Genomic DNA, 13,381 nt, shown 5'->3' on the forward strand with positions numbered 1-13,381 from the left:
CTCCTAAACTTAATTTCGCATCTTATGTAAATTTAAATTCAATTTAATTTTATTTTAGCAAGTAGCAAGACCCCTACCCAAAAATTTAACGGGACAAAATTCTTTTTGAGGCCTACTATCTATATAGAAGCTCAATTAATAAAAGCTAATGATTCAGTAAGGACTAGTAAAAAATCTCTTTCCTTACAGTTTCATTTTATCCCGCATTAACGGGCAGTAAAACTCCCACCTCAAAGTTCGGCTGAAGCAAAGAAGTTAGGCGTTAGATCAACTGCCCGTAAACGCCCGATTGGTGCGGGCTAATAATCAGCGGGGGATGAACAAAACCCCCACTGATTAAAGTTTCACTTTATTATACCATCTCTTTTCATTGACGACTGACCAATCAGTCAGTTATATTATGTATTAGACTGACCAGTTGGTCAATACAATAAAAAGGGAGCGCAAACATGAACAAACTCATTAATTTCTCGTTAAAAAATAAGTTCGCGGTTTGGCTACTAACCATTATTGTTACCATTGCAGGCATTTATTCTGGGATGAATATGAAGTTAGAAACAATCCCTGATATTACAACGCCTATTGTAACAGTAACTACGGTTTATCCTGGTGCTACACCAGAAGAAGTAGCTGATAAAATTTCAAAACCAATGGAAGAGCAACTCCAAAATTTAAGTGGTGTAAACGTTGTTAGTTCATCATCTTATCAAAACGCATCTTCTATTCAGGTAGAATATGATTTTGATAAAAATATGGAAAAAGCCGAAACGGAAATTAAAGAAGCGCTCGCAAACGTGAAACTGCCCGAAGGTGTGAAAGACCCGAAAGTCTCACGAGTAAACTTTAATGCCTTTCCTGTTATTTCATTAAGCGTAGCGAGTAAAAATGAATCTTTAGCTGCCTTAACAGAAAATGTAGAAAAAAATGTTGTTCCTGGATTAAAAGGACTTGATGGTGTCGCATCTGTTCAAATCGCAGGTCAACAAGTAGACGAAGTACAGCTTGTCTTCAAAAAAGATAAGATGAAAGAATTAGGTTTAAGTGAAGATACCGTAAAAAATATTATTAAAGGTTCGGACGTATCGCTACCACTTGGCTTATATACATTTAAAGATACGGAAAAATCAGTTGTTGTCGATGGTAACATTACAACAATTAAAGCATTAAAAGAATTGAAGATTCCAGCTATCCCTTCATCACCGAATGGTCAAGGTAATCAAAACGCTGGTGCTGGAACACAAACATCACAGATGAATCCAGCCGCTATGAACGGCATACCAACGGTTACATTAGAAGACATTGCTGATATTAAAGAAGTCGGAAAAGCTGAGTCTATTTCTCGAACAAATGGAAAAGAAGCAATCGGAATTCAAATTGTGAAGGCTGCTGATGCGAATACAGTTGATGTTGTAAATGCAGTTAAAGATAAAGTAAAAGACCTTGAGAAAAAATATAAAGACTTAGAGATTATTTCAACATTCGATCAAGGTGCGCCTATTGAGAAATCAGTTGAAACAATGCTTAGTAAAGCAATTTTCGGGGCTATCTTTGCGATTGTTATTATTATGTTGTTCCTACGAAATATCCGAACAACACTAATCTCTGTCGTTTCTATACCACTTTCTTTATTAATTGCAGTCTTAGTAATAAAACAAATGGATATTACGCTTAACATTATGACACTTGGAGCAATGACGGTCGCTATCGGACGTGTTGTCGATGATTCAATTGTTGTTATTGAAAATATTTACCGACGTATGTCGTTATCAGAAGAAAAACTACGCGGGAAAGATTTAATTCGTGAAGCTACGAAAGAAATGTTTATCCCGATCATGTCTTCTACCATTGTAACAATTGCTGTATTCTTACCGCTTGGACTTGTAAAAGGTATGATTGGTGAAATGTTCTTACCATTCGCCTTAACTATCGTCTTTGCCTTATTAGCATCGTTACTAGTGGCTGTTACAATCGTACCAATGCTAGCTCACTCCTTATTCAAGAAAGAGAGCATGAGAGAAAAAGAAGTACATCATGAAGAAAAACCAAGTAAATTAGCAAACGGTTATAAACGTATACTTGAATGGGCGTTAAACCATAAAATTATTACATCGAGTATTGCTGTTCTTCTATTAGTGGGTAGCCTTGCACTTGTACCGATTATCGGTGTCAGCTTCTTACCATCTGAAGAAGAGAAAATGATTATTGCAACGTACAAACCTGAACCAGGTCAAACGTTAGAAGACGTCGAAAAAATTGCAACGAAGGCTGAAAAGCATTTCCAAGACAAAAAAGACGTCAAAACGATCCAATTCTCATTAGGCGGCGAAAACCCAATGAGCCCTGGTCAAACAAATCAAGCAATGTTCTTCGTTCAATATGATAACGATACGAAAAACTTCGAAAAAGAGAAAGAACAAGTCGTTAAAGATTTACAAAAGATGTCTGGAAAAGGCGAATGGAAAAACCAAGATTTCGGAGCAAGTGGCGGTAGTAACGAAATTAAGCTATACGTTTATGGAGATAGCTCTGAAGAAATCAAGCCTGTCGTTAAAGACATTCAAAATATCATGAAGAAAAATAAAGACTTAAAAGACGTAGACTCTAGTATTGCGAAAACATATGCAGAATACACATTAGTCGCTGATCAAGAGAAGTTAAGTAAAATGGGGCTAACTGCTGCTCAAATTGGAATGGGACTTTCGAATCAACATGATCGCCCTGTTCTAACAACAATTAAAAAAGACAGTAAAGATATAAATGTATATGTAGAAACTGAAAAACAAAACTATGAAACAATCGATGATTTAACAAATCGTAAAATTACAACACCGCTTGGTAATGAAGTTGCTGTTAAAGATGTTATGACTGTAAAAGAAGGTGAAACTTCTAACACAGTAACACATCGTGATGGCCGTGTTTATGCGGCGGTTAGTGCGAAATTAGCATCTGATGATGTTTCAAAAGCATCTGCCGCTGTTCAAAAAGAAGTAGATAAAATGGATCTTCCTTCTGGTGTAGACGTTTCTATGGGCGGTGTTACACAAGATATTCAAGAATCATTCAAACAACTTGGCTTAGCGATGTTAGCTGCGATTGCCATTGTATACTTCGTTCTTGTTGTTACATTTGGCGGTGCCCTTGCACCATTCGCAATTTTATTCTCGCTACCATTCACAATCATTGGTGCACTTGTTGCCTTATTAATCTCTGGCGAAACGTTAAGTGTATCTGCGATGATTGGGGCTCTTATGCTAATTGGTATCGTTGTAACGAACGCAATCGTGCTCATTGACCGTGTTATTCATAAAGAAAATGACGGCCTATCAACACGTGAAGCATTATTAGAAGCTGGTGCAACACGCCTGCGTCCTATCTTAATGACTGCAATTGCAACAATCGGGGCTCTTATCCCGCTTGCATTAGGATTTGAAGGTAGCGGCTTAATTTCTAAAGGACTTGGCGTAACAGTAATCGGTGGATTAACAAGTTCCACATTGTTAACACTCCTTATCGTACCAATCGTTTATGAAGCATTAAGCAAATTTAAAAAGAAAAAAGCAAAGTAAAAAAATAACCTCGCAATTAGCGAGGTTATTTTTTATTTCCAAACAGGATTAGGAAATCACCATATCCTTCTTTTTCTAAATTTTCTTTTGGAATAAAACGAAGAGCTGCTGAATTAATACAATAACGCAGGCCATTTGGTCCTGGGCCATCTGAAAATACATGCCCAAGATGTGAATCCCCTGCCTTACTTCTCACTTCAGTACGCGTCATATTATGGCTAACATCCATTTTTTCTTCCACACTAGCTGACATAACTGGTTTCGTAAAACTCGGCCATCCACATCCACTATCGAATTTATCGAAAGAAGTAAATAATGGCTCCCCCGAAATAATATCTACATAAAGCCCTTCTTCTTTATGATTCCAATATTCATTTTGAAAGGGCGGTTCAGTTCCATTTTCCTGTGTTACATAAAACTGCATCTCGTTTAATCTTTCTTTTAAACGAGCATTATTCTTTGGCCAATGATTTTTAATGAAGGCATCACGACCTGAGCCTTTACGGTATAGCTCATAACGGAATGTATTTTTCTTATGATATCCTTGATGATATTCTTCAGCTGGATAAAACGTAGCAGCCGGCAATATTTTTGTCGCAATTGGCTTCGAAAAATGCCCACTTTTCTCGAGCTCTTCTTTTGAAGCCTCTGCCTTTTTATGTTGTTCCTCATTATGATAAAAAATCACCGTTTCATAAGACTGTCCACGATCGTGGAATTGTCCCCCTATATCAGTCGGGTCAATTTGTCTCCAATATATATTTAACAACTCTTCATACGGCATTTTATTTGCATCAAATGTAATTTGTACTGCTTCATAATGCCCAGTTGTTTCCGAGCATACTTCTTTATACGTTGGATCCTCTTTATGGCCACCTGTATAGCCTGAAACAACCTGTATAATCCCTTCCATCTCTTCAAACGGCGAAACCATGCACCAGAAGCACCCACCAGCAAATGTAGCTAACTCTACCTTTTCATTTACAGCCATTATTTCACCCCTATTCTATATTGTCCTTACAGTATGGCATAAGAAACATAATGTTATAAAAGAAAAAGCATCGAACATCGATGCTTTTTTAATCTGTACCCCTTGTAAAGGGCATTTTAAAATCAGTGTTCATATTTAATCTATGATTTTTACGTATTTGACTATAATGGATTAGATCAAGTGGATTTTATTTATGAGTTTTTGAGAAATCTAGAAAACGGAAAGTGTTATTTATTAATAGTTAAATAAATATTTACTTTATATTTCTAATTTTATATATTTAAATATTTATTTTTTATTTGGATTCTAGTAATATAAAACTGCAAATACATTTGTTGAAAACGAAACTATAAAATGTATTAATTTACTTTAAAAGGAGAGTTAATGTCATGAAAAAGTTACTAGTATTACCAGTAATCGCTTTATCTTTAATTGGAACAGGGACAGCTGCAGCATCAACATCAGTACCAGAAACGAACGTGAACATGAATAAAACTCCTGAAGTAACAGAAATTAATCCAGGAAATGGTAAAGATTCAATCATCATGTATTCATCAATATTATTAGGAAGTCAAACAGTTTCCTTTAATAACGGCTCTGGAGCTGGTTATTAAAGGAATAAATCTGGCGATGATCTTAAATTCTGGATTCAAAACACGGGGCCAAGTACTTTACACTATAAACTTATAAATTCAGCAGGCCATATGCTTTATCGAGAAAGTATAAGTCCAGGAGCGCAAAAAACACTTTACTTTAGTAATAGTTGGTCAGATTGGGTATCAAGTGGAAAATATACCATCTCTGCATATAATGATAATGGCGGTGTTGGTTCATTCAAATTTGCAGCAAGAGCATTTCCAGAAGGATTTTAATTTTAAGGTTATAAAATATATTCATCAAACTATATATACAAATTTTTATTAAGTTATTCAATTGTCTTTAAGGTAATAAAAAAGAAGTTTTTTGTTTAATTGAACTGCCCCCGAATCGTGGACACTAAAAAAGTCCATGATTCGGGGGTTTTGTGTATTTTCACACTCATTCCTCGTTAGAATGAAAACAATGATAAAAGTGAAGTACGGGAAATGAATAAACTTATTTTTAATGAAATACAAATGAAACAACTAGAGAAGAACGAAAATGTCGTGAAGGTATCAGAATGTTCTATTACCTACTGTGCAGATTTTAAAATAAAAGCTGGAAAAGAAAATCAAAGTGGAAAAGGTCCGAATCAAATCTTTTTGGAGAGTGGATTCAATTTAGAGATCATTGGTAAAAAAACAAATCAACGTTTGAAAAGTTGGAGAAAAACGTATGAACAATTTGGTGAAGAAGGATTCTATACGGAACGCCGTGGAAAAGGAAGTACTGGTCGTCCTTCCACAAAAATGTTATCTTCTGATGACGAGCTAAAGAAAGCAGAAGCTCGTATTGTTTTTCTAGAAGCGGAACTGGCATTCTTAAAAAAGTTAGACGAACTCGAAAGGCAGGTAATATAGGATTATATGCAAGATTATAATTATGATTGTTATCAATGGACACTCAAAAAAATGGCCCCGGTACAATACCGGAACCATCTTTTAAGTGCATAATTTTAAAGATCTTGTTATTAAATTGTCCATTTTATAGGGCACAGTTCATTTCTTGCTTCACTTTATTTCGTTCCAACGTCCTGCTCCATTTCATCACTTGTTACATCTAAAACATCTAATAAGAAAATGAAGATTGGGATACCGATAATAAGCCCCCATACACCTAAGAAATGCTCAGAAAAAATTAACACCATAAATGTGTAGAAGATTGGTAAATTTGTTTTTTGTGACATAAACTTCGGATTTAATACATAACTTTCAAGCGCATGAATTACTGTTACAATAACTACAATATAAACGACATACATAATACCGCCGATATTGTAAGCAATCATACAGAGTGGGAATAACGAGATGATAACACCCGCCACTGGAATTAAACCAAGCAAGAAAATCATTAATGCTAAACCTAGTAATTGCGGGAATCCTAATATCCATAATGCGATAACAGATAAAACACAGTTAACAATTGCAATTAAAAATTGTGCTTCGATTACTTTTCCGAATGAACGTGCAAATTTCTTTCCGAAATACTCTATTTCGTTATAGAAAATTGCAAGTCGACTTTCTTTAAATTTCGAAGTAAAAGCAACAATACGTGCTTTTTCAAGTAAGAAAAATAAGCTCAAAATTACAGAAAGTAAAACTTGAAGGCCAAATTTCCCAACATTCGTAATAGATTTATACAAAATGTCTACGCCTTGCCCTACATATTTAGAAAGCTCCATATGATTCACAGCATTAACTGCATACTTAATTAATTCACTATCAGGTGGATTTCTTAAAAATACATTGAATTGATAAATCAATTGTGAAATTTGTATTGTTAATACCGGTAAATATTTAAATAGCGTAATTGCAATTCCCGCCACTAACATTACATATAAAAGCGCTATAATAATTTTCCGATTAATTGGCATGAAATGATCTAATTTACGAGAAATAAACTTTTGGAATCGATCCATTAAATACGTCAACATAAACGTAATTAAAATTAAATTTAACATACTTTGCATCCCATACAATATGAGAGCAAGTAATACTAATACGATTAACCTCTGAAATCCTTTGCTTTGAAACAGGTTTTTTATTTGCATAATCGACGAGTACTCTCTCCTGTCCTATAAAGTAAAACTTTAACAAGTAGCTCTCTCTATTCTCTACTTATAATTATCCTTTAATATTAAAGCCATTGCGAGCAATTTATCTTCAACCCTAACCGCCCGTTAATTTTGCTAATATATTATGTTACTTCTTATTTTACAATACAATGACCTATTTCAAAACGCATTATGCATAGTATTAATGAAGATTTAAGGAAACTTTTATTCTTATAAAAATAGGTCTTACCAATACTGTAACATAAAAAGCAAGCTATCAGTAGAAATCCGTCCTACAAATAGCTTGCTTTTATAATTTTTTAAGTAAGTTATATTACCCAATGAATGGCATAAACATCGGAATGATAACTACTGTTACAACACCAACTACTGTCACAGCGATACTTGCCATAGCTGCTTCTACTTCACCCATTTCGATCCCTACTGCAACCCCTAACGCATGTCCCGCTGTCCCAAGAGCTAAACCTTTAGCGATCGGATGTTTAACTCTAAATGTTTTTAAGAATAAAGCTCCTAATGCGTATACGATAACTGCATTAAAGATAACTGCAAATGATGTAATTGCTGGAATACCACCGATACTTTCAGATATTGGTAATGCAATTGCTGTTGTTGCTGCCTGCGGTAACATTGAGTTCATTACAGCTGTATCTAAACCAATTGCTTTTGCGACAATGAACACAACAACCACTGAACAAATAGATCCAACCACGATAGCCGATAAAATTTGCCACCAATATTTTTTTAACTTATCAACTTGTTTATATAATGGAATTGCAAATGCGATTGTTGCTGGCTCTAAGAAAAAACTAATCATCTTTCCGCCCGTATTATATTCCTCAAAGGTAAAGCTACCTACCTTTAAAAATACAATCCCTAATACCATTGCTACGAATAGTGGTGTAAATAAGAAGAATCCTTTTGAGTGTTTGAATAAAAACGTTCCGATTCCGTATGCAATTAATGAAACGACGATTCCGAAATATGGAGTCATTGCGCTTGTCATGTTCATTACCTCCTAACCATGTATGGTCTAAAATAGTTACGCGACTTTTCCGTGTTTGCTTCTTTTGTTTACAACTTTCAACTCTTTTGTCTCTTTTGTTTCTTTGTCATCTTTACCTAAAATCAATTGTGCAAATAAACCTGTTACAGCAAGTAAAATAATTGTTGCGACAACGATTACGGTTAGGATTTGTACGAAATATTGGCTCATTACACCAAGAGAGTTAATAACCGAAATACCTGATGGGACGAAAAGGAATCCGATAATACCTGTTAAGGCTGTTCCAAGTGATTCAACTTGCTCCAATTTAATAACCTTTAAACATAATAGCTGAAAAAACGAATATTTGTGATAGAAATCCATATACTTTTTTTGTGCTCATTTTGGCCACCTCTTTTGATTTGGTACCTTTATTTTATAGGATACAAACACCTAAGTAAGCGTTTACATAACAGGATGTAAAATATATACAGCCAATTACAATAATCATACGGTGAAATACAAAAGCTGCTTCTTAAATACGAAGCAGCTTTTTAAGTTCTTTTGCATATGTACGGCTAACTGGGACTTTGGATCCTTCTTTCATAATTAAGTTATAAGTCGAATTAAACCACGGCTGTATCTCAGAAATATGATTAATATTAGCAACGAAACTACGATGAACACGCATAAAAATTGTTTGTGGTAATTTCTTTTCCAAAATGACAAGCGTATCATGTGTTACATATGTTTCTTTCATTGTCTTTACAGTTACTTTCCCATCTACAAGCCCTACATAAATAATATCTTCAATGTTAACAAGTACAATTGATTCCTCGATTGGTAATGCTAATTTATGCATCTCGGTCGTTACATCTACACTCTTTATATCTTGCTTTGTTTCTAATTTTATTTGCTTTTGTTTTTTATATTTCTTTAATGTCTGTACGATACGTTCTTCATCAAATGGCTTTAAAATATAATCTAATGCATCTACTTCAAATGCTTGCAGCGCATATTGGTCATATGCAGTAGCAAACACAATTGAAGGTGGATTTTTCATTTTCTTTAATATATTTGCGATTTCAAATCCGTTATCATCAGATAATTGAATATCTAGAAAAACAATATCTGGTTTGTTTTGCATTAATTCTTCTAATGCATCCTCTACACAATCCGCCTCACCAATTATCTCTACTTCTTTTGTTTGCTCTAATAAATATTTCAATTCATCCCGTGCTAACATTTCATCATCAACTACTAATACTTTTAACACTCCGTTTTTCCTCCTCTACTTTTTTCGGAATTACAAAGAGGATCTTTGTCCCTTGCTCTAATTCACTTTCAATTTGAAGCATTGTCTCTTTCCCAAATAACCCGATAAGTCGTTCATTAATATTATATAAAGCTGTTCCCGTCCCTTTCTTTGATGGAACTACCATTTTTCCTAATTGCTCTAGACGTTCACTCTCAATCCCTTGTCCATTATCCTTTACTTCAAAGTGAACCATCCCTTCTTTTTCAAACACATGTACCTCGACTTGGCACACTGGCTGCTTTTTCGGAAAAGCATGGCGCAATGCATTTTCAACTAATAGCTGAAGCACAAATGGTGGAACTAAAGTCACCTTTAGTGCCTCTTCAATGTACATCTTCACTTCATACTTATTCGGAAATCTCGCTTGCTCTAACGATAAATATGCATGTACATGATTCAACTCTTGTTCTAATGGAATAAGTAATTGTCGTGCCCCTTGCAAATTACAACGAAAATAAACGCTAAGCTGCAATAATAATTTTCTCGCTTTCTCTACATCCGTTCGGCATAAAGCTGATACTGTATTAATTGCATTAAATAAAAAATGCGGATTGATTTGTGCTTGCAGCGCTTTTATTTCGGCATCTTGCAATAACTTACTTTGTAACTCAGCTTCACCTAACTCAAGCTGTGTGGAGAATATTTTCGCCAGCCCTTCCGCTAACTCTTCTTCAACACGACTTAATTGGTTAGAGTTTTTAAAATAAAGTTTTAATGTTCCTATCGTATTTCCATGTGAAGTTAATGGAATAACAACTGCCGCTTGTAATGGACACCCTTCATGTTGACAATTAATAATCTCACATGATTTCGCCTTCATTATTTTCCCTGTTTTTAATACTTCTTTTGATAAGCCTGTTATTAAACTGTGTGAAGGAATATGATGATCTGATGCTAATCCAACGTGAGCTAAGATTTTCTCTGTATCTGTTAAGGATACCGCATCCGTTCCCGTAAAGCGGTGAATAATTTGTGCCACATGTTTACAAGACTCTTCTGTTAACCCTTGGCGGAAATATGGTAACGTCTTATCAGCAATTCGTAATACTTTATGCGTTTGCAAAGCTTTTGCGTTTTCTTCTTGTCGTAAAATGGCTAGTATCATCGAAAGTAAAATAAAACTGCCAAAACTATTTACAAGAATCATCGGTAGCGCAATTGTTTTCACAACACTAAGTCCATCTTCTATAATTAATAGAATCATAAGCATTTCTAAAGAAACGATAAAAACGCTTAAAACCGCAGAAAATTTAGGTGTAATAATACGGTTATATTTTTTGAAGATATATCCAATATAACCTGTTATAATCCCAGCCAAAATTGATGAGATTGCACAACTTACTGCCGTCGTTCCGCCAAGCATATAACGATGAATACCCGCAATAGAACCTACTCCAATTCCGACGATAGGCCCACCTAGCAACCCACTAATTCCTACACCCATGATTCGTGTATTCGCAATTGTGCTGGATGATGAAACACCTTGTAACCAATTTTCATTCATAATAGTATTTCCTGCTATTTCAATCCCTGTGTAATTGCTTACAATTGTAAACACTGAAAAAATACAAATAAGCTTAAACTTATCTACATATCCGTCTTGCTTATGAAGAAGACGCCGGAACGTTTTAATATGAGAAAGTAAAAATCCTAAAATAACAATAAGTCCGACGCGTTCAATCATCATAAGTACTAAATTTAGCATCTGTGATTCATTCCTTTTTATATTAGTTAGTTTTATTATGGGAAAATAATAAAGCGTGCGTCAAGAAGAATGAAATGCTTTTTGAAATATTTTACACATAACAACCTCCTGCCGAAGCTCGCTCCACAGCGGAAAACTTTATTTTCGGCACAGGGCGTGGATTAGCAGGATTTGGACCGGTTATTATTTGATTACTCGCTACGGGCGGCAATCTACTTGGAGCATTGTCCCTAATTTTTATTATCTATCCAATCGGATTGATTACGATGCTATTATGTGTACCCGAAGCAAAGGGAAAAGTGTTAGATTAAGCATAAAAGAGGAAGCATCTCACTTAAGATGCTTCCTCTTTTCAATGTTTATTATTTACTTTGATTTACTAGCTTTCTGGAATAAGAAAGCTGTTTTATCTTTTTCTTCTACAATTCCTTGCTTTAATGCTAATTCCCCTGCAACTTTAGGTGCTAGCCATAGCATCGGGAATAACAGAATTGATACTGGAACAGCTGTCACTACAATGAAGGATTGTAAAGCATTAATGCTTCCCTCTCCCATATATAATAGGATCGCTGCAACTGCCCCCATAATAAGCGACCAAAAAATTCGTAAGCTAATTCTAGGATCTCCCTCTCCAGTCACTGCCATTGAGATAGAATAAGCCATTGAATCTCCTGTTGTTACTACAAATAAAATTGTTAATAAAAGAAATGCCGGTCCAATAATATTAGAGAGTGGCAACTGCTGCGTAATTGCAATCATAGCTGCTGGCATACCAGATTCACTTAATGCAGCCGAGATAGAGCCAGGCTTCATTAACTCATAAAATACACCTGATCCTCCCAAAATCGTAAACCAAAATGTTGTAATAATAGGTGCAATAATTCCAATTGCAACGATGATTTCTCGAATCGTTCTTCCTCTTGAAATTCGACTCACTAAAATTGCCATCATCGGTCCATATCCAATAAACCATCCCCAAAAGAAGATTGTCCAAGATCCTAACCAACCTGTATCCCCGCGATATGTGCTCATTGGTATAAATTCATTTATATAAAATCCAAACGAAGAAACAAATGAATCAATAATAAATCCACCTGGTCCAAAGAATAACACAAACACCATCAATAAAATCGCTAGTTTAACATTTAAATCACTTATTATTTGAATCCCTTTATTAATTCCCGTTACCGCAGATATAGTAGAAACGGCCACTACACAAATAATAATTGCTAATTGAGTAGTAAACACATCAGGAATTCCAAATAATGCTTGTAGGCCATAACTTGCTTGTAATCCTAAAAATCCGATTGGGCCAATTGTTCCTGCAGCTACCGCAATAATTGCAAATACATCAATCATTGTTCCAAGAAAGCTCTTTCGCAATTTCTCCCCAAAAATAGGATATAAAAGCGTTCGAGGTTTTAACGGCATACCTTTATGATAATGCCCATACATCATAACTACTGCACTAATTGTCCCTAAAATCGTCCATGCCAAGAAACCCCAGTGCATATAACTTTGTGCTAAAGCAGGCATGACTGCTTCTTTCGTTCCAGCAGATATCCCTTCATGTATTGGTGGCACCGTCATCAAATGATACATTGGCTCTGCTGCTGCCCAAAAAACGCCACCTCCGGCAAGTAATGTAGACATAATAATAGCGAGCCATTTTGCCGTACTAATCTCAGGTTTTTCTAATCCCCCAAGTTTAACTCTCCCATATTTCGAGAACGCCATACACATCGCAACAATAAATGTACCAATTAATAAAACCTGCCAAAAGGCACCAAAATATTTAATTGAAGCTGCAAAACTGCTATTAATGACTCCCTCTACATAACTTTTATTTAAAATAACTGCAATTACAAATAATAAAAGTGAGCCACCACTAATAAGAAATACAGGCCAATCCGTTTTTTGACTCTTCATCCTCATTTACACTTCCTCCTTCCTCAGCAATCTAAAAAAACAACTTTATTTTGTTTTATTGTTTACACCCAAAACACAATGATTATATAAGCATAATAATTCATCAATTTTCTACACACTTATGTTGTCCCTAAAAATATGCTAAACCCCTTATTTAAAAGAAAATTTCTATTC

Annotated in this window: 10 protein-coding genes and 3 pseudogenes; 5 read left to right on the plus strand and 8 right to left on the minus strand. The window is 35.0% G+C overall.

What is annotated here, in order from left to right; all coding sequences use genetic code 11:
* The first annotated feature begins 449 nt into the window (after positions 1-449).
* Positions 450-3,566, plus strand: coding sequence for an efflux RND transporter permease subunit (locus ACFVQC_RS18050; RefSeq protein ID WP_377898830.1), 3,117 nt, complete (start codon positions 450-452; stop codon positions 3,564-3,566).
* A 25-nt stretch (positions 3,567-3,591) separates the two neighbouring features.
* Here ACFVQC_RS18050 and msrB read toward each other — a convergent pair whose 3' ends face one another.
* Positions 3,592-4,044: a peptide-methionine (R)-S-oxide reductase MsrB gene (gene msrB / locus ACFVQC_RS18055; protein WP_377898868.1), complete on the minus strand. Its 453-nt coding sequence runs from the start codon at positions 4,042-4,044 to the stop codon at positions 3,592-3,594.
* Positions 4,045-4,089: 45 nt separating this feature from the next.
* A pseudogene (gene msrA, locus ACFVQC_RS18060) lies at positions 4,090-4,557 on the minus strand (peptide-methionine (S)-S-oxide reductase MsrA); the annotation flags it as partial.
* A gap of 389 nt (positions 4,558-4,946) precedes the next feature.
* On the opposite strand from msrA, the gene ACFVQC_RS18065 reads away from it, so the two are divergent.
* The 3 genes from ACFVQC_RS18065 to ACFVQC_RS18075 all read left to right on the plus strand — a co-directional run bounded on the left by ACFVQC_RS18065 (position 4,947) and on the right by ACFVQC_RS18075 (position 6,056).
* Positions 4,947-5,171: an SH3 domain-containing protein gene (locus ACFVQC_RS18065; RefSeq protein ID WP_377898831.1), complete on the plus strand. Its 225-nt coding sequence runs from the start codon at positions 4,947-4,949 to the stop codon at positions 5,169-5,171.
* Positions 5,172-5,261: 90 nt separating this feature from the next.
* Complete coding sequence (locus ACFVQC_RS18070) at positions 5,262-5,429, plus strand: hypothetical protein (RefSeq protein ID WP_377898832.1); 168 nt, start codon at positions 5,262-5,264, stop codon at positions 5,427-5,429.
* Between the two features lie 213 nt (positions 5,430-5,642).
* Entirely contained in the window at positions 5,643-6,056 is a 414-nt protein-coding gene (locus ACFVQC_RS18075) for an HTH domain-containing protein (protein ID WP_377898833.1), read from the plus strand.
* Positions 6,057-6,211: 155 nt separating this feature from the next.
* Here ACFVQC_RS18075 and ACFVQC_RS18085 read toward each other — a convergent pair whose 3' ends face one another.
* From ACFVQC_RS18085 to lytS, 5 genes and pseudogenes are all read right to left on the minus strand, one after another.
* On the minus strand, positions 6,212-7,246 hold the full coding sequence (locus ACFVQC_RS18085) for an AI-2E family transporter (RefSeq protein WP_377892894.1): 1,035 nt from the start codon (positions 7,244-7,246) through the stop codon (positions 6,212-6,214).
* 337 nt (positions 7,247-7,583) lie between these two features.
* Entirely contained in the window at positions 7,584-8,276 is a 693-nt protein-coding gene (lrgB, locus tag ACFVQC_RS18090; RefSeq protein WP_377898834.1) for an antiholin-like protein LrgB, read from the minus strand.
* A gap of 36 nt (positions 8,277-8,312) precedes the next feature.
* Positions 8,313-8,658 (minus strand): annotated as a pseudogene (lrgA, locus tag ACFVQC_RS18095) (antiholin-like murein hydrolase modulator LrgA).
* Between the two features lie 132 nt (positions 8,659-8,790).
* Positions 8,791-9,531, minus strand: coding sequence for a LytR/AlgR family response regulator transcription factor (locus ACFVQC_RS18100; RefSeq protein WP_002144610.1), 741 nt, complete (start codon positions 9,529-9,531; stop codon positions 8,791-8,793).
* The gene (gene lytS, locus ACFVQC_RS18105) at positions 9,509-11,278 is read right to left on the minus strand and encodes a two-component system sensor histidine kinase LytS (RefSeq protein WP_377898835.1); all 1,770 of its coding nucleotides are present in this window, start codon (positions 11,276-11,278) and stop codon (positions 9,509-9,511) included. Before lytS ends, ACFVQC_RS18100 begins: the two co-directional genes overlap by 23 nt.
* Positions 11,279-11,385: 107 nt before the next feature.
* Between lytS and ACFVQC_RS18110 the strand changes: the two are divergent.
* A pseudogene (locus ACFVQC_RS18110) lies at positions 11,386-11,589 on the plus strand (MFS transporter); the annotation flags it as partial.
* Positions 11,590-11,644: 55 nt separating this feature from the next.
* Here the strand turns inward: ACFVQC_RS18110 and ACFVQC_RS18115 are convergent.
* The gene (locus ACFVQC_RS18115) at positions 11,645-13,213 is read right to left on the minus strand and encodes a BCCT family transporter (protein ID WP_377892890.1); all 1,569 of its coding nucleotides are present in this window, start codon (positions 13,211-13,213) and stop codon (positions 11,645-11,647) included.
* Positions 13,214-13,381 lie beyond the last annotated feature (168 nt).

The organism is Bacillus sp. NPDC057893 (assembly GCF_042796455.1).
Taxonomy (GTDB): Bacteria; Bacillota; Bacilli; order Bacillales; family Bacillaceae_G; genus Bacillus_A.